At 62.8% G+C, this 17,116-nt stretch carries 18 protein-coding genes; 7 read left to right on the top strand and 11 right to left on the bottom strand.

The genetic code is table 11. The annotated features are described in order from the left end of the window. Positions 1–56: 56 nt before the first annotated feature. Both dnaG and SOQ14_RS12145 read right to left on the bottom strand, forming a co-directional pair. Positions 57–1,946, bottom strand: coding sequence for a DNA primase (dnaG, locus tag SOQ14_RS12150; RefSeq protein WP_322898385.1), 1,890 nt, complete (start codon positions 1,944–1,946; stop codon positions 57–59). Between the two features lie 66 nt (positions 1,947–2,012). Continuing rightward, a complete protein-coding gene (locus tag SOQ14_RS12145) occupies positions 2,013–2,465 on the bottom strand; it encodes a GatB/YqeY domain-containing protein (protein WP_322898384.1) in 453 nt (150 codons plus the stop codon). Positions 2,466–2,608: 143 nt separating this feature from the next. Here SOQ14_RS12145 and carA point away from each other — a divergent pair, with 143 nt between their 5' ends. The 4 genes from carA to greA all read left to right on the top strand — a co-directional run bounded on the left by carA (position 2,609) and on the right by greA (position 8,296). Next, positions 2,609–3,790: a glutamine-hydrolyzing carbamoyl-phosphate synthase small subunit gene (gene carA / locus SOQ14_RS12140; protein ID WP_322898383.1), complete on the top strand. Its 1,182-nt coding sequence runs from the start codon at positions 2,609–2,611 to the stop codon at positions 3,788–3,790. After that, positions 3,787–4,377: a hypothetical protein gene (locus tag SOQ14_RS12135; protein WP_322898382.1), complete on the top strand. Its 591-nt coding sequence runs from the start codon at positions 3,787–3,789 to the stop codon at positions 4,375–4,377. Before carA ends, SOQ14_RS12135 begins: the two co-directional genes overlap by 4 nt. Continuing rightward, positions 4,377–7,703, top strand: coding sequence for a carbamoyl-phosphate synthase large subunit (gene carB / locus SOQ14_RS12130; protein ID WP_322898381.1), 3,327 nt, complete (start codon positions 4,377–4,379; stop codon positions 7,701–7,703). The genes SOQ14_RS12135 and carB overlap by 1 nt, the downstream gene beginning before the upstream one ends. A 116-nt stretch (positions 7,704–7,819) precedes the next feature. Further along, a complete protein-coding gene (gene greA, locus SOQ14_RS12125; protein ID WP_322898380.1) occupies positions 7,820–8,296 on the top strand; it encodes a transcription elongation factor GreA in 477 nt (158 codons plus the stop codon). A 4-nt stretch (positions 8,297–8,300) separates the two neighbouring features. Here greA and SOQ14_RS12120 read toward each other — a convergent pair whose 3' ends face one another. The 6 genes from SOQ14_RS12120 to SOQ14_RS12095 form a co-directional block, all read right to left on the bottom strand. Next, a complete protein-coding gene (locus tag SOQ14_RS12120) occupies positions 8,301–8,789 on the bottom strand; it encodes a GNAT family N-acetyltransferase (protein ID WP_322898379.1) in 489 nt (162 codons plus the stop codon). Between the two features lie 17 nt (positions 8,790–8,806). After that, a complete protein-coding gene (locus SOQ14_RS12115; RefSeq protein WP_068863246.1) occupies positions 8,807–9,037 on the bottom strand; it encodes a DUF4170 domain-containing protein in 231 nt (76 codons plus the stop codon). Positions 9,038–9,115: 78 nt separating this feature from the next. Next, a complete protein-coding gene (locus SOQ14_RS12110) occupies positions 9,116–9,652 on the bottom strand; it encodes a hypothetical protein (protein ID WP_322898378.1) in 537 nt (178 codons plus the stop codon). A gap of 3 nt (positions 9,653–9,655) precedes the next feature. Further along, a complete protein-coding gene (locus tag SOQ14_RS12105) occupies positions 9,656–10,009 on the bottom strand; it encodes a hypothetical protein (RefSeq protein ID WP_322898377.1) in 354 nt (117 codons plus the stop codon). Beyond that, entirely contained in the window at positions 10,006–10,416 is a 411-nt protein-coding gene (locus tag SOQ14_RS12100; protein WP_322898376.1) for a phage holin family protein, read from the bottom strand. Before SOQ14_RS12100 ends, SOQ14_RS12105 begins: the two co-directional genes overlap by 4 nt. Before the next feature lie 35 nt (positions 10,417–10,451). Next, positions 10,452–11,060, bottom strand: coding sequence for a hypothetical protein (locus SOQ14_RS12095; protein ID WP_322898375.1), 609 nt, complete (start codon positions 11,058–11,060; stop codon positions 10,452–10,454). Between the two features lie 200 nt (positions 11,061–11,260). Here SOQ14_RS12095 and eno point away from each other — a divergent pair, with 200 nt between their 5' ends. Then, positions 11,261–12,541 carry a phosphopyruvate hydratase gene (eno, locus tag SOQ14_RS12090; RefSeq protein ID WP_322898374.1) on the top strand — a complete coding sequence of 427 codons (1,281 nt, stop codon included), beginning with the start codon at positions 11,261–11,263 and terminating at the stop codon, positions 12,539–12,541. Between the two features lie 44 nt (positions 12,542–12,585). Here the strand turns inward: eno and ribH are convergent, their stop codons facing one another. The 3 genes from ribH to SOQ14_RS12075 form a co-directional block, all read right to left on the bottom strand. After that, positions 12,586–13,005, bottom strand: a complete 420-nt coding sequence (gene ribH, locus SOQ14_RS12085) for a 6,7-dimethyl-8-ribityllumazine synthase (RefSeq protein WP_322898373.1) — start codon at positions 13,003–13,005, stop codon at positions 12,586–12,588. A gap of 6 nt (positions 13,006–13,011) precedes the next feature. Next, positions 13,012–14,259: a 3,4-dihydroxy-2-butanone-4-phosphate synthase gene (gene ribB, locus SOQ14_RS12080; RefSeq protein ID WP_322898372.1), complete on the bottom strand. Its 1,248-nt coding sequence runs from the start codon at positions 14,257–14,259 to the stop codon at positions 13,012–13,014. Between the two features lie 63 nt (positions 14,260–14,322). Continuing rightward, positions 14,323–14,550, bottom strand: coding sequence for a DUF5818 domain-containing protein (locus tag SOQ14_RS12075; RefSeq protein ID WP_322898371.1), 228 nt, complete (start codon positions 14,548–14,550; stop codon positions 14,323–14,325). A 561-nt stretch (positions 14,551–15,111) separates the two neighbouring features. Between SOQ14_RS12075 and SOQ14_RS12070 the strand changes: the two genes are divergently transcribed. Both SOQ14_RS12070 and SOQ14_RS12065 read left to right on the top strand, forming a co-directional pair. Then, a complete protein-coding gene (locus tag SOQ14_RS12070; protein ID WP_322898370.1) occupies positions 15,112–16,551 on the top strand; it encodes a tyrosine-type recombinase/integrase in 1,440 nt (479 codons plus the stop codon). Next, positions 16,551–17,045 (top strand): hypothetical protein, encoded by a 495-nt coding sequence (locus SOQ14_RS12065; protein WP_322898369.1) that lies wholly within the window; start codon positions 16,551–16,553, stop codon positions 17,043–17,045. Before SOQ14_RS12070 ends, SOQ14_RS12065 begins: the two co-directional genes overlap by 1 nt. Positions 17,046–17,116: the final 71 nt, after the last annotated feature.

Here is a 17,116-nt window from a genome sequence, read left to right as displayed (position 1 = left end):
ATCTTGCGGGGCTGCCGGGGCGTGCTGTTGTCCCGCACGACCAAAGAGCCCATCCGTTAATCCGTTCCCGCGCGGCGCGGGGTCTCGCTGTCGGTTGCCGCCATGGCCGCTTTGCGACGCCCGAAATGCTTCAGGCGTTCATTCACGGCGGCAAGCTGCAATCTGAGCCGTGCCTGCTCGGCGAAAGATCCTTCAGGATCATTTTCGAAACGCGCTATCGTGGCCGCAAGCGCAGCCTCAAGCGCGGGTCTTTCAACCAGCAGCGTCACAGCTTCGGCCAATTCCTCGCACGCATCGCCGGCCTCGGTGCCTTCTCTGAGGAAGGCGAATGGTGAATCCGCCGGCGGGGCAGGTTGACCTGTCTGGCTCCATATGGTGCTTGGGTCGTGCGAATCAAGCGTTTCTGCAAGTTCGAGCAGCGATTCGATCAGATCGGCGCTTTCGGGATGATGCCGGGCAAGCTGAACCAGCGCTTCGGCATGGCGTCTGATCTGCTGCGGATGAAGCGCCAGACCATGCAATGTGGCGATCAGCAGGTTCTGACGCTGTGCGCCCTGCATGAGTTTGCCAAGCGTCGTGCGTGCTTCGGAAGACAGGCCGGGCGGCGGCATATTCGCCCCGCGCCAATTGCCACGTTGTGCGCCCCCTGAAGGCTGATAGCGCGGCGCGGTTTGCGCGCGCGGCGGATAGGCAAAGGCGGAAAAGCGTTCCGACAGCTCGCGCCGGTAAAGCGATCGGATCTCCGGATCGGCAATCGTGTCGGCATGCGCCATCAACCGCGCCTTGAGCCCGGCCTTGGCCTCGGGCGTGGTCAGCGGCTGCGCATCGCGTTCAAACGCCCACAGCGTTTCGATGAGGCTGGCGGGCTGGCCGAGAATATCCTGCATCGCCTTGGCCCCGCTTTCACGGATGAGATCATCGGGATCAAGCCCGGCAGGGAGGCGCACAATCCCGAGCGAGCGCATCGGGGCCAGCAACGGCAGGGCGCGGGTGATCGCCCGCATCGCCGCGCGCTGGCCCGCCGCATCGCCATCGAAGCACAGCACCGGCACTTCGACCATGCGCCACAGCATCTCGAGCTGCATCTCGGTCAGCGCGGTGCCGAGCGGGGCGACCGCCTCGGCAATCCCCGCCTGCGCCAGCGCGACCACATCCATATAGCCTTCGACCACCACCACGCGGCCGGTCTGGCGCACCGCAGGCGCGGCGCGGTGGAGATTGTAGAGCGTGCGCCCCTTGTCGAACAAAGGCGTGTCGGGCGAGTTGAGATATTTGGCGACCCCGTCGCGCTTGTCGAGGATGCGGCCCCCGAAAGCGATCACCCGGCCACGCGCATCGTGGATCGGCAGCATCACCCGCCCGCGAAAACGATCATAGCGCTCGCCGCTATCGGTGACGATCCGCATCCCGGCTTCGGCGAGCATATCTTCGCCAAAATGCGGTAGGGCGCGCGGCAGGGCCTGCTTGTCCTCGCTGGCCCAGCCAAAGCCGAACTCGCGCAAGGTCGCAGCGCTCAACCCGCGCCGCTGAAGATAGTCGCGCGCCGCCGCGCCGCTTGCAGTGCCGAGGTTCTCCACGAAATAGCGCTGGGCGGCTTCGGTCACATCGATCAGGCTGGCGCGGGCCTCGGCTTTCTGGGCAGCGACCGGATCGGGCGCAGGAACTTCCATGCCTGCTTCAGCGGCAAGTTCCTTGATCGCATCCATGAACGCGAGGCCATTGTGATCGACCATCCAACTGATCGCATCGCCATGCGCCCCGCAGCCGAAGCAGTGATAGAACTGCTTGGCATCATTGACATAGAAGCTTGGCGTTTTCTCGCCGTGGAACGGGCAGCAGCCCTTGAACTCGCGGCCCGCACGCGTCAGCTTGACGCTCCGCATGACAAGCGACGACAGCGTGATCCGCGCACGCAGCTCGTCCTTCCATTGCGGGGTGATGGCCATGAACCCTAGGTGCGCCCGAACGGGCCGGCGTTCAAGCGCTAGCTGTGGAAGGGTCTGTGTGTGAGATCACGAAAGCGCCGCTTTCACCAGCGCGCTGGCGAGTTTGCCATCGAGCACCGCGCCATGACGCGCTTTCAATTCGGCCATCACCGCGCCCATGTCCTTCATGGTGGACGCGCCGGTTTCCGCCTTGATGGCCTCGATTGCTGCCTTGGTGGCGGCTTCGTCCATCATCTGCGGGAGGAATTCCTCGATCACGGCGAGTTCGGCGCGCTCCACCGCGGCGAGTTCTTCGCGCCCGCCGCTGACATACATCTCGATTGATTCGCGGCGCTGCTTGGCCATTTTCTGGAGCACGCTCACCACCAGCTCATCATCGGGAATCGCCTTGCCCGAGGTGCGCTCCTCGATGTCGCGGTCTTTGATCTTGGCGCTGATCTGGCGGAGCGCGGCGGTGCGGTCTTTTTCGCCCGCCTTCATCGCAGCAATGGTGGCGGCCTTGATATCATCACGGATCATGGTTGGTGTTTCCTGTGGATCACTGAATGCGGCGCGCCTCTAACGCAAATAGTAGGCCTCGCCTAGGTTGACGCGAAGGGCGCACACGCCTAGCGGACGAAACTTAGCACCCATCGTTGGAAACCCTGTCAACGGAGCGCCCCATGGCCGACCCCGCATCCACCCGCGCGCAACCATCAGGCGCGAGCGGAGTCCTTGTTCTGGCCGATGGCACGGTGATCTGGGGACGCGGCTTTGGCGCTGTCGGCAGCGCGGTGGGCGAGGTGTGTTTCAACACCGCGATGACGGGTTATCAGGAAGTGATGACCGATCCCTCCTACGCGGCGCAGATCGTCACCTTCACCTTCCCGCATATCGGCAATGTCGGCGCCAACCCCGAGGATATGGAAAGCCGCGTGGAAGGCGCGGTCGGCTGTGTGGTGCGCGAGGATGTGACGCAGCCTTCGAATTTCCGCTCGGCCGAAAGCTTCATCGACTGGATGGCGAAGGCGGGCAAGATCGGGTTGGCCGGCGTCGATACCCGCGCGCTGACCCGCCGCATCCGCCATAGCGGCGCACCCAATGCGGTGATCGCCCATGCGCCCGATGGCCAGTTCGATATTCCGGCGCTGCTGGAACGCGCCAAGGCTTGGCCGGGGCTCGAGAGGATGGACCTCGCCATCCGGGTCTCGCGCGAGGCACAGGAAGGCTGGGAAGGCGGCTACTGGACGCTCGGCAAGGGCTATGGCCGCGCGGCCTTCGATGCCAAGCCCCACGTGGTCGCGATCGACTACGGCGCGAAGGACAATATCTTCCGCAATCTGGTGAAGGCCGGTGCGCGGGTGACGGTGGTGCCGGCGAAGACCTCGCTCGATGATATTCTGGCGCTCAAGCCCGACGGCGTGTTTCTTTCGAACGGGCCGGGCGATCCGGCGGCAACGGGCGAATATGCGGTGCCGGTGATCAAGGCGCTTCTCGATGCCGACGTGCCGTTGTTTGGCATTTGCCTTGGCCATCAGATGCTCGCGCTCGCTGCGGGGGCGAAGACGATCAAGATGCATCAGGGCCACCGCGGCGCGAACCACCCGGTGCAGCGCGTGGGTGAGGGCTGGGGGGAGACCACCGGCCTCGTCGAGATCACCTCGATGAACCACGGCTTTGCGGTGGATGCAGCGACCCTGCCGGAGCATGTCGAGCAGACCCATGTGAGCCTGTTCGACGGGACGAATTGCGGCATCGCGATCAAGGGCAAGAAGGCCTTTGCGGTGCAGTACCACCCCGAGGCGAGTCCGGGGCCGCAGGATAGTTTCTACCTGTTCGAGAAGTTTGTCGGGGGGCTGGGGTGAGCCTCTCGCTTTCACTTCAGCAATTTTTGCGTGCAGTCGTATCCGAAGAAGGCGTGCTCAAGCCGATCCCGAATGGTGGATACTTTTCAAGGTTGGATTTGATCAAACTCATTAATGACAATGTCACGACCGAGCACTCACCCGGCGAAATCATGGACGCGGCTTCTTATAATGGCTTCCTTGATGCTCGTAATAAGCGAGGTCCGGTTTTCGAAGATTTCTATGTGACGAACGCAGGACGTGATTTCGTAAACGATCCATCCAAATTCGAGAATCTTGAAGATTCTACAGAAAAGGCTCGGCTGATCGACTCAACTGATTGGACTGGATTGTCGAAAGCGATCTCTTACGAGCAAAAGGTCGTAATTCGAGCCAAAGCCAATGAATTGCTCTCGTTAATCATACAGTCGGACGCGGACGAACAGACAAGACTCGACGCATGCAAACGCGTCGAAGCCGTGATTTGCCTCCTTGAAGCTCCCAATTCGCCCTGGCGAGACATCGTGACAATCCTGACGCATCCAGTGCTTCAGACTTTTTTCGCGTCAACAAGCCTCATCCAATTCATTGTTGGAATCGCAAGCTAATGCCCAAAAGAACCGACATTTCCTCGATCCTCGTCATCGGCGCCGGCCCGATCATCATCGGGCAGGCCTGCGAGTTCGATTATTCCGGCACGCAGGCGATCAAGGCGTTGAAGGAGGAGGGCTACCGCGTCATCCTCGTCAACTCCAATCCGGCGACGATCATGACCGATCCGGAGTTCGCCGACGCTACCTATATCGAGCCGATCACGCCCGATATCGTCGCCAAGATCATCGCCAAGGAGCGGCCCGATGCGCTGCTGCCGACGATGGGCGGGCAAACGGCGCTGAACTGCGCGCTCAAGCTCGATGAGATGGGGGTGCTTGCCGAATACGGCGTCGAGATGATCGGGGCCAAGGCCGACGCCATCGACAAGGCCGAAAACCGCCAGCGCTTCCGCGATGCGATGGACAAAATCGGGCTGGAAAGCGCCCGCTCGGGTGTCGCCAACACGCTCGAACAGGCGCGCGAAATCCTTGAACGCACCGGGCTGCCTTCGATCATCCGCCCCAGCTTTACCCTCGGCGGCACCGGCGGCGGGATTGCCTATAACAAGGCCGAGTTTGACCGGATCGTGGTCGAAGGCCTCGACGCCTCGCCCACCACCGAAGTCCTGATCGAGGAATCGCTCCTCGGGTGGAAGGAATTCGAGATGGAGGTGGTGCGTGATCGCAAGGATAACGCGATCATCATTTGCTCGATCGAGAATGTCGATCCGATGGGCGTGCACACCGGGGATTCGATCACTATCGCCCCGGCGCTGACGCTGACCGACAAGGAATACCAGATCATGCGCTCGGCCAGCATCGCGGTGCTGCGCGAGATCGGGGTGGAGACGGGCGGCTCCAACGTCCAGTTCGCGGTCAATCCCAAGGATGGCCGGTTGATCGTGATCGAGATGAACCCGCGCGTGTCGCGCTCCTCCGCGCTGGCGTCGAAGGCGACAGGCTTTCCCATCGCCCGCGTCGCGGCCAAGCTTGCGGTGGGTTACACGCTGGACGAGCTCACCAACGAGATCACCGGCGCGACCCCGGCCAGCTTCGAGCCGACCATTGATTACGTCGTCACCAAGATCCCGCGCTTTGCCTTCGAGAAGTTCAAGGGCGCAGCAAATGACCTCTCAACGGCCATGAAGAGCGTTGGTGAAGTCATGGCGATTGGCCGCAATTTTCAGGAAAGCGTGCAAAAGGCGCTGCGCGGGCTCGAAACCGGGCTTGATGGCTTCAACCGCGTGCCCGAGCTGGAAGGCCAGCCGCGCGATGTCATCAACGCTGCGCTCTCGCGCCGCACGCCGGACCGGCTGCTCAAGGTCGGCCAAGCCTTCCGCGAAGGGCTTTCGGTGGAGGAGATCGCCGCCGTCACCTTCTACGACCCATGGTTCCTGCGCCAGATCGAAGCGATCATCGCCGCCGAGCGTGCCGTGCAGAAAGACGGCCTGCCGATTGATGCAGCCGGGCTGCGCAAGCTGAAAGCCATGGGCTTTTCCGACCGCCGCCTTGCCACTCTCGCAGTGCGTTCGGTCGGGGTAGCCGGCGGACTTGCCGAGACCCAGGCCAAGCGTTCGGGCCTGCTCCACGATGCGCTGCAAGCCATGGCGGGCGCGACCAGCGAGGAAGAAGTGCGCAGCTTGCGGCACAAGCTGGGCGTCACGCCGGTGTTCAAGCGGATCGATAGCTGCGCGGCCGAATTCGAGGCGATCACGCCTTACATGTATTCGACCTACGAAGCCCCTAGCTTCGGTGAGCCTGAGTGCGAGTCCGCGCCGTCCTCCGCCAAGAAGATCGTCATCCTCGGCGGAGGGCCGAACCGGATCGGGCAGGGGATCGAGTTCGATTACTGCTGCGTCCATGCCTGTTTCGCGCTGGCCGAGGTCGGGTTCGAGACGATCATGGTCAATTGCAACCCCGAAACCGTCTCGACCGATTACGATACTTCGGATCGCCTTTATTTCGAGCCGCTGACAGCCGAAGATGTGCTGGAAATCCTGCGGGTTGAACAGCAGAACGGCACGCTGGTGGGGGTGATCGTGCAGTTCGGCGGGCAGACCCCGCTCAAGCTGGCGCAGGCACTGGAAGACGCAGGGATCCCGATCCTCGGCACTTCGCCCGATGCGATTGATCTTGCCGAAGATCGCGAGCGCTTTGCCAAGCTGGTCAGCAAGCTGAAGCTCAAGCAGCCCGATAACGGCATTGCCCGCAGCCGTGACGAGGCCGCCGCGGTGGCCGCCCGCATCGGCTATCCGGTGCTGCTGCGCCCGTCCTATGTCCTGGGTGGCCGTGCGATGGAGATTGTCGACAGCGAAGCGCAGCTTGATGATTACATCGCCACCGCGGTTAATGTCTCGGGCGACAGCCCGGTGCTGATCGACCAATATCTGCGCGACGCGATCGAATGCGATGTCGATGCGCTGTGCGATGGCACCGAAGTGCGCATCGCGGGCGTGATGCAGCATATCGAGGAAGCGGGCGTCCACTCGGGCGATAGTGCCTGCACCCTGCCGCCCTACAGCCTGCCTGCCGATATCATCGCGGAGATGGAGCGGCAGGCCGAGGCGCTGGCCCATGCGCTTGGCGTCAAAGGGCTGATGAACATCCAGTTCGCGGTGAAGGATGGCACGGTTTACCTGATCGAGGTCAACCCGCGCGCCAGCCGCACTGTGCCCTTCGTGGCCAAGGCCATCGGGCAGCCGGTGGCCAAGATTGCCGCGCGTGTCATGGCAGGCGAGCCGTTGAACAGCTTCGAGCCGTTCAAGCGCGATCTGCCCTATATGGCGGTGAAAGAGGCGGTGTTCCCCTTCGCGCGCTTCCCCGGTGCTGACCCCGTGCTTTCGCCGGAAATGAAATCCACCGGCGAAGTGATGGGGATTGACGCTACTTTCGAGGCCGCCTTCCTCAAGTCCCAATTGGGTGCCGGGATGGTGCTGCCCAAGTCGGGGACAGTGTTCGTATCGGTCAAGAACACCGACAAGGCCGCGATCACCCCCGCTGTGCGCCGCTTGATCGAGGCAGGCTTCAAGATCATCGCCACGGGCGGTACGCAAAGCTATCTCGCCGAACAGGGCCTTGCGGTGGAGCGGGTCAACAAGGTTGCCGAAGGCCAGCCGCATATTGTCGACCGGATCATCGATGGCGATATCGCGCTGATCTTCAACACCACGGAAGGGTGGCAATCGCTGCTCGACAGCAAATCGATCCGCCAGGCCGCGCTCGCGAACAAGGTGCCCTACTACACCACCGCCGCCGCTTCAGTCGCCGCTGCGCTCGCGATTTCGACAATCCAGCGGGAGCAACTTGCAGTCCGCGCAATGCAGGACTATTATAAAGCCTGACCGATCATTCCTCCCCCTTACATCGCAGGAGCTGGCGGCCGTATCTTGCGCGGCAGCGGTGGTTCTTTCGCCTGTGTGGGGGCTAAGTCGGTGAAAACAGACAGGACGAACGAAAGATGGCGACGATGGAAAAGGTTCCGATGCTGGCCGAGGGCTACGAGCGGCTGACCGCTGACCTCAAAGTGCTGCGCGAGGAACGCCCCAAAATCGTCGAAGCGATCGAAGAAGCGCGCGCCCATGGCGATCTTTCGGAAAACGCCGAATATCATGCCGCCAAGGAGCGGCAAGGTCAGGTTGAAGCCCAGATCGCCGAGCTCGAGGACAAGGTCAGCCGTGCGCAGATCATTGATCCGGCGACGCTTTCGGGCGACAAGATCATCTTCGGGGCGACCGTGACCATGCTTGATGAGCATGACAAGCCGGTGCGCTATCAGATCGTCGGCCAGACCGAGGCGGATGCCAACAAGGGCCGCATCAGCTACAATTCGCCGCTCGCCCGCGCGATGATCGGCAAGCAGGTCGGTGATGAGATCGAGGTGACGGTGCCTTCGGGCGAGAAGTTCTACCTCGTCGAGAAGATCGAATTCATCTGAGCGATCAGCCGAGAGGCTTTTCCATCGCATAATTGTGGATCGGGATAGCCCGTCCGGCGTGGGGAATGGTGAAGTCCCGGCGGTGGAGCAGTACGTATCCCGCGCGCGCGAACACCGGGCGGGCGAGTTCGCTCGCCTCGGTGAACAGGTGCTTGGCCCCCGCCGCGCGCGCCTGTTGTTCCGCAGCAGCGAGTAACGCGGTAGCCAGACCACGCCCGGCATGGTCGGGATGGCAATAAAGCATGTCGAGGTGCCCGTCCGGCTCGAGCACGGCATAGGCGCAGGCTGCATCATCGCCGTCGGCGGCCACGAGGATTGTGTCACCCGCCTTGGCGCGCGTGCAGAACCGCGCCGCATCGGTGTGACGTGCGGCCCAGCCTGCGACCTGATCGGGGCTATAGGCGCCCGCACCGATGACGCGGATCGCCGCCACGGTGAGCGCGGTTAGCGCCGGTGCATCATCCTCGCGGAAGCGGCGGATGCAAACGTCCATGCCGAGCGGCGCTGCCCCTAGTCTTCCGGGGTCAGCAGCTTGTGAATGTGGACGACGACGTACTTCATCTCGGCATCGTCAACCGTGCGCTGCGCCTGGGCGCGCCACGCGTCCACCGCGGCGTCATAGGAGCTGTAAACGCCGACAACGTGGATGCTTTCCGGGTCCTGGAATTCGAGCCCGCGCGGGTCTTTGACGCGGCCACCCATCACAAGGTGGAGCCGCTGGGTCGGGGTGGTTTCTGCCATGGTGCCTGTTCCTTGGGGAGGGGAAGATGGCGCGGCACATAGCGCCAGCGTCCCGCCAAGGGCAAGAGCAGGGCGGGCCTATCCCCTGACGCGCTTGGCGATATCGCGCGCTGCGCTTTTTGCCTTTGCGCGGGTGCTGCGGGCTAAGGCGCTCGAACTTTCCGCGGCTTCGCGGCCAAGCCGTTCGGCTTCCGACGCGGCCTTGTCAGCAATTTGGCCCGCGCGGGCACGGCCGGTGTTGGCACCTTCCAGCACCGCATCGAGCACTTGCAGCCCCTGCGCCACCAGCGCGTTGGCCAGCATCATGCCGATCTTGGAGCTCGCCTTGGTGGCAGCGCCGCTCGCAGCACGGCGCGTCTTGCCCGTGACCTGCGCGGCCGCCTTGCCAGCGAGCGCCCGGCCGGGCGAGGTCAGCAGCCCGATGACAAGGCACAGCACCAGCGCACCGGCCACCACCTTGCCCGGATTGGCCTTGGCATAATCGGTTGCCGCGCGCGCGGCATCGCGTGCGTCATCCAGCAAGGTGCGCTCGGCAATGCGGCGCTCGGCCGCTTCGATTCGCGCGCGCAGCGCATCGCGCTTGGCCTCAGCGAGATTGGGGGTGTGGCTGTTCATCGTTCAGGCTCCTTGATCCTCGTCGATGGTCCCGTCCTCCGCATCGGCCTCGTCGGCGGCATCAAGACCCAGCAATTCCATAAGCGGCGCGCGCGCGAACCACAGGATCAGTGCACCCACCAGCACCGCAAGCACGCCGCGATGATCGCTGGCGGTTTCCTTGGCCTGCGCCAGCACATCCTGCGCCCCGGCACTGATGCGGCGTTTGACCGAGCCGCTGATCTGCGCGCTGACGCGACCGGCGAGACCTTGATCGGCAAGGGTCGCCTTGAAATGTTCGATATCCGCCTCGAGCACGCCTTTGGCGGCATCGCGCAGCGCCTTGTCCTCGACATAGCGTTTGGGCAGCGTGGTCACTGGCCGCTCCCTTCGCCAAACATCACACCGAGCAGCTTGCCGCGCGCCTTGGCGCTGCGCGCCAGCAGCCCCGCGCCGAGCAACAGGGCACCCACCACCACGGCAATGGCTCCCCAGATGGTGATCAGCGGCTGCAAAGCCAGCACTGCGCCGATCGCCAGCGCGGTCAGTGCGATATTGAGCAGCACCAGCGCCACCACCAGCGCACCAATCGCCTTGGCGGCATTGTCGCCGGCAAGCGCAGCGCGGGTTTTCTGGAAGGCGAGCTCTGCCTCGGCATAGGTGCGGCCGCTATCGATCAGCGCGGCGATGTCCGCGCTGAGGGAAGTTTCCTCATCGCTCAGCGCTTCGTCGGGCAAAGTGTCATCCTGCGCGGCATCGGGGCCGCCCTGCGGCGTTTCTCGCATTATGGCGTCCTGCAGCACCGCGGGTCCGGGACCGCTCAGTCGCGCGATCCGCGAAACAGCCGCGCGATAAGGAAGCCGACGACCGCCGCAATCCCGACGGCCGTGCCGGGGCTCTTGCGCACAAAGGCGCGGGCATCCTCACCCAGTTCATCAAGGCTCTTGGTTTCGAGCTTGGCCGAGGCTTCGGTGAGGCTGCGCGATGCTTTGCGCGCGTAATCGCCATATTGTTCACCGAGCTTCTCATCGATCTGCGGCGCGGTATCGGCGACCACCTTGCCGAGCGAGGCGATCACGTCGCTCGCGACAGCCTTGCCTTCGACAGCGAGTTCACCGGCCTTGTGGAGCGCCTTGTCACCATAAGCGCGCGCTTCGGAGACGAGATCATCGCTCTTCATCAGCGCCTGTTCGCGGACGGCACCGGCGCGGTTTTCGGCCTCGGCGCGCAGCGCAGCCGCGCCTGCCTTGGCTTCTTCGAGCGCGGCGTTGAACCGGCTCTTGGCTTCCGTCACCGGCGCCGTGGGGGCCGCTGCCGTGGCCGCTGTCTTGCGCGAGGCGGCCTTGACCGGGCCCTTGCTCGCCGTGGTTGCACCTTTTGCTGATTGAGCCGGGGTCTTGGTCGTTTTGCGGGTCTTGGTTTCAGCCATGATGATCGTTCACCTCATCTTGTGTGTCGCGGCAAGGCCAGGGGGTAGCCCTGCATCGAAAACAGGAAGCGTGGCCGGGGCGATACCGCAGCTTGCGCCGCACGCAACGGGCGCATAGGGATCCCACGGCCGCGACGCCATCCAGAATCGTCGCCTCCAGTGTGCTATCACACTATAACACATTCTTGCCGGAGCCAAACATGACTGCGATCATCGACATCCACGGGCGCGAAATCCTCGACAGCCGGGGCAATCCGACGGTCGAAGTGGATGTGCTGCTGGAAGACGGCAGCTTCGGCCGCGCGGCGGTGCCTTCGGGCGCTTCGACCGGTGCGCACGAAGCGGTTGAACTGCGCGATGGCGATGCCGCCCGCTACAAGGGCAAGGGCGTGCTCAAGGCGGTTGACGCCGTCAACACCGAAATCCGCGATCTGCTGCTCGAAGCCTTCGATGCCGAAGACCAGCGCGACATTGATCTCACGTTGATCGATCTTGACGGTACGCCCAACAAGAGCCGCCTTGGCGCCAATGCCATTCTCGGCACCTCGCTCGCTGTCGCCAAGGCGGCGGCCAATGCGCGCGGCCTGCCGCTCTATTCCTACCTGGGCGGGGTTTCGGCCCATGTCCTGCCGGTGCCGATGATGAACATCATCAATGGCGGCGAACATGCCGACAATCCCATCGACATCCAGGAATTCATGATCATGCCGGTGGGGGCAGACAGCTTTGCTGAAGGCGTGCGCTGGGGCGCAGAGGTGTTCCATACCTTGAAGAAGGGGCTGCACCAGAAGGGCCTGGCCACAAGCGTGGGCGACGAAGGCGGCTTTGCGCCCGATCTCGCCAGCACCCGCGCCGCGCTCGATTTCATCATGGCCTCGATCAGCGAGGCGGGCTTCACGCCGGGCGAAGATATCGTGCTCGCGCTCGATTGTGCGGCGACCGAGTTCTTCAAGGATGGCAAGTACCAGATCTCGGGCGAGGGGCTCAGCCTGTCGGGCGAAGAGATGGCCGCCTATCTCGCCAAGCTGTGCGATGATTACCCGATCCGCTCGATCGAAGACGGCATGAGCGAGGATGATTTCGCCGGTTGGGCCGCGGTGACCGAATTGCTCGGCGGACGGGTGCAACTGGTCGGCGATGATCTCTTCGTCACCAACCCTGCGCGCCTGTCGGACGGGATCGCCAAGGGGCTCGCCAATTCGCTGCTGGTCAAGGTCAACCAGATCGGCACGCTCACCGAAACGCTCGCCGCGGTCGATATGGCGCACCGCGCGCGCTACACCTGCGTGATGAGCCACCGTTCGGGCGAAACCGAGGACGCGACCATCGCCGATCTCGCGGTCGCCACCAATTGCGGGCAAATCAAGACCGGCTCGCTCGCGCGGTCGGACCGGCTCGCCAAATACAACCAGCTCATCCGCATCGAGGAAGAGCTGGGCACCAGCGCGCTTTACGCCGGGAAGGGCTGCTTCGGCCGCTGAGAAGGCGCCGGGCGTTCAGGCGCCCGGCACCCCAGTCTCACCGTTCAGCCAAAGCGCCGAGCAATCTCGAGCAACGCGAGCGCGGCCTTGGCCGCCTCGCCGCCCTTGTCCTTCTGCGCCGGGTCAGCGCGCACCAGCGCCTGCGCCTCGTTTTCGACCGTGAGGATGCCATTGCCGATGGCAATGCCGTCCATCGTCAGCGCCATGATCGCGCGCGCGCTTTCGCCCGCCACGATCTCGAAGTGATAGGTCTCGCCGCGGATCACTACGCCGATCGCGACAAAGCCATCATAAAGATCGCTTTCGGCGGCGAGGGCAATCGCGCCGGGGATTTCGAGCGCGCCGGGCACGGTGAGCACCTCGACCTCATGCCCGGCCGCTTCGAGCGCGGCGCGCGCGCCCGCCACCAGCATATCATTGAGGTGCGCGTAGAACCGCGCTTCGACAATCAGGAACTTGGCCATGGGGAATTACTCCGGAATGGGTTGGTGATCGACAATCGTCAGGCCAAAGCCTTCGAGCGCGACCAGATCAGGGCGGGAATTGGACAGCAGCACCATGTCGGTGACACCAAGATCAGCGAGGATTTGCGAGCCGATGCCGATATTGCGCAGCTCTTCATCGCGGCTCCACGCGCCAGTGCCGACCCGGCCAGTCAGGATCACGATCACGCCCGCGCCATGCGCGCCGATCACATCCATCGCGCGCTGGAGCGTGCGCTTGCGCGGGCCGGGCTGGCCGAGCACATCATCGAACACCGAAATCGGATGCACCCGCGCGAGCGTCGGCTCGCCCGGCACGACATGGCCCTTTTGCAGCACATAGGCCTCGTTCCCGGCGACGCGATCACGATAGGTGATCATCCGCCATTGCCCGCCATAATCGGAGGTGAAGCTGCGTTCGTCGAGCCGCTCCACCAGATGATCATTGCGCATCCGATAGGCGATCAGATCGCGGATCGTGCCGATCTTGAGATCATGCTTGCGGGCAAAGCTGATGAGATCATCGAGGCGGGCCATCGTGCCATCCTCGTTCATGATCTCGCAGATCACGCCGGACGGGTTGAGCCCGGCGAGCCGCGAGATATCAACCGCTGCTTCGGTATGCCCGGCGCGCACCAGCGTGCCGCCATCGCGCGCCATCAGCGGGAAGACGTGGCCGGGTGTGACAATATCATCGGGGCCCTTGGCCGCATCAATCGCCACCGAGATCGTACGCGCGCGGTCTGCCGCCGAAATCCCGGTGGTGACCCCTTCCTTCGCCTCGATCGAGATGGTGAAGGCGGTCTGCATCGATTCCTTGTTGTTGCGGCTCATCGGGGTAAGGCCGAGGTGATCGACCCGCGCCTTGTCGAGCGCGAGGCAGATCAGCCCGCGTCCGTGCATCGCCATGAAATTGATCGCCTGCGGGGTCGCCATCTGCGCCGGGATGATGAGATCGCCTTCGTTCTCGCGGTCTTCATCATCGACAAGGATATACATCCGCCCGTTGCGCGCCTCGTCGATGATTTCCTCGATGGTGGCGAGCACCGGCTTGTCATCATTGGCGGCAAGGAAGGCGTCGAGCTTGGCGAGGGTCTCCGCCGTCGGGTTCCACGCGCTGTCGGTGCAATCGCGCAAGGTGTTGGCATGCAGCCCGGCCGCGCGGGCGAGACCGGCGCGGGTCATGGTGCCTGATGTGACAAGTTCACGCACGCGTGTGATTGTTGATGTGCTCATGCGTGCGCTTTATCACATCGCAGTGTGATAGCAAGCGCGCTGCTGCTTGAGCCGCGGGCTGGCCTAGCGAGACACGCCGGTGTCGGTGGCAGTCCACCAGCCGCGCAGGCGCGCCAGCCACGAGGGGCGCGGCGGCGGCGGGCTATCCCCCGTCCATACGCGTTCGGCGTCCAGCAGATTGAAACCCGATCGGATGCCTTCGACGGTTACGCGCTGGCCCGCCAAGTGCTCGCTCTGCGCTGGCAGATCGACAAACCAATGCGCACCATCCCCCAGATCGAGGCGGTGCATCCGTTGGCGCGTGTCTCACCGCAAGTCACCGGTGAGCGTGTGGCGTGTTCCCCTGGGGATAGCGTGCCTCTTCTTCCGTGAAGTCGGTGGCGGTGCGCCCCCGCATGCGACTTCACCCAAGAGCCTTGGTGATCGGGAAGTTAGTAAACCGACAGAGATCGGTCCCTGCGACCTTTAGGCTGGGAAGCCCTGGACATGCGTCGCAGGCTCCCCGACCATAAGGGTCAAGGATGCATAGGCCACAGACGGGCGGCCCATCCGTCTCTGTTCGGGGTTACTACGCCCCGGAAGCCGTGCGTGGCGACTTCGGCACGCTTTATCGGCCAAGCCGCGCAGCGAGGCAATACAATCTCGTGCAAGCCCTATGGGCTTGTTGTTCCGATCAAGTGAGGGAAGGGGATGGTGGACGCACTAGGGCTCGAACCCAGGACCCGCTGATTAAGAGTTAAAATTTGCCCCATAACAGGGCCTCACTTATCAAAACGTCTATCCCCAAAAAACCGCCTGTATTTCCTTGCAATGTGTCGCGATGTGATGCAATGTGACTAACGCGGGGTAACGATGCTTTACAGCCAATTCTGTTACCCCAGTGTTACCCCAGCGGACTTTTTGATGTCTGCAAAACGCAAAGGGCATGGCATGGCAAAGGCACTTTCGACCAAGGCAATCGAAGCCGCGAAAGCATCCGATAAGCGGCAGGAGATACCTGACGGCATTGTGTCCGGGCTTTATCTGGTGGTGCAGCCATCCGGCGCGAAATCGTGGGCGCTGCGCTATCGTCACGCGGGCAAGCCTTGCAAGCTGACCTTGGGCCGTTGGCCGATGATGGCGCTAAAGGATGCGCGGGAGGCCGCAGGCGATGCGATCGAGGCGGTGGAGCGCGGCGAGAACCCAGCCATCGAAAAGAAGGCGACCAAGGCCGCGAAACTGCAAGAGCAGTTGGAAGGCCGGAACAAGATTGCCAATCTGCTCGACCAATTCGAAAAGCGCCACCTCGCCAAGCTTAGATCGAAAAAGCAGGTGCGGGACTTTCTCGACCGCTTTGTTCTTGAGGCATGGGGCGAGCGGGAAATTCAGAGCATCAAAAAGCGGGACGTTATCGACCTGCTAGAGGAAATTGCCGACAGTGGGCGCGGCATAACTGCAAACCGCGTGCTTGCCCATTTGCGCAAGTTTCTGAACTGGTGCGTTGAGCGGGACGTTATCGAGGTGAACCCAGCGGCAGGCGTAAAACCGCCAGTGGATGAAACTGCGCGCGACCGCGTGCTATCCGATGATGAGATTCGCCTATTCTGGCAGGCTTGCGAGGCCGTGGGCTATCCGTTCGGGCCATTGGGCAAGTTGCTGCTGCTGACAGGCCAGCGGCGCGGCGAAGTGTCCGAAATCACCGACAGCGAGATCGAGGGCGACACATGGCACCTTGATGCCAGCCGGACGAAGAACAAGCGCGCTCATAGTGTGCCGCTCTCACAGGCCGCAGGCGCTATTCTGGCAAGCGTGGAGCGCATCGCAGGCAAGGCCGGTTATATCTTCACCACTACCGGAAAAACGCCTGTAAGCGGCTTTTCCAAGGCTCACGGCATTATCAGCGCCAAGATGGCCGAGATTGCCAGCCAAGAGGGCTTTGAGGTTAAGCCGTGGCGGTGGCATGATCTACGCCGGACTTGTGCAACGGGCTTGGCGAGGCTGGGCGTGCCTGTGCGCGTTACCGAAGCGGTGATAAATCACATTAGCGGGACAGGTGGCGGGATCGTCGCTGTCTATCAGCGCCATGACTACGCGGACGAAAAGCGCGAGGCGTTAGAGGCATGGGCCGTTGCCGTTGCTGACATTGTGGCTGGGCTCGATCCCGTTGCGGAAAAGAAGCGCCGCGATGATGAGGCGCGACTAATGCAGGCACAAGAGGCGCTCGAAGCGAAATTGGCGCTGGATGCCAAGCGCGCCCTAGAGGCCGAGATAGAGGCCGCTGATAACGTGGTGAAGCTGGCGGGGGCTAAGTGATGAGCGACTCCGTCCTTGATGAGGTGCTGGCGTGCGCCGAAGCTGGCGACTTAGAGCCGCTCGCATACAAGCTAGAATGGCTGCAAGCGCCCATGACTGATGCCGAGAGACTATTTCTTGCAAGGTATTTGCGGGGCGAGGTGAAGCTTGACGCAAACAGGCCCAAACAATCGCCGCGCATCAAGTGGGAGGCGCTGGCTATTCTCGACGTCATTCTTTGGGAAGAGCAGCAAGGCGGCAAGCGGAAGCACGCAATCGAGCATGCGGCGAAGGTTTGCGGATTAAGCGAAGCGACAATCAAAACTCGCCTGAAGCTGCTTAGCGATGAAGAGCAGCAATCAAGACGCGAAAGCCTTAATGCGTTTTTGAAGATGTGTGACGAACTGAACAAGCGAAGGCCGGGCCGAGGCGATTGGCAGAGAGAGGCTAAAAGAAAATCAGTCATGTCAGGTGAGTTATTTAGAGCGGCGCGGGTTGGCAAAAAAAGTCGGTAGTTTTTTGACCCCGCAATGCTTTGCGCTAGAGCATAACGCGTGATTATTAAGTGCCACCTTCACTAATGGAG

Source organism: Erythrobacter epiphyticus, from assembly GCF_034653295.1.
GTDB lineage: Bacteria > Pseudomonadota > Alphaproteobacteria > Sphingomonadales > Sphingomonadaceae > Erythrobacter.
Note: the sequence above shows the minus strand (reverse complement) of the source record. Positions and strands in the feature narration are given on the sequence as shown.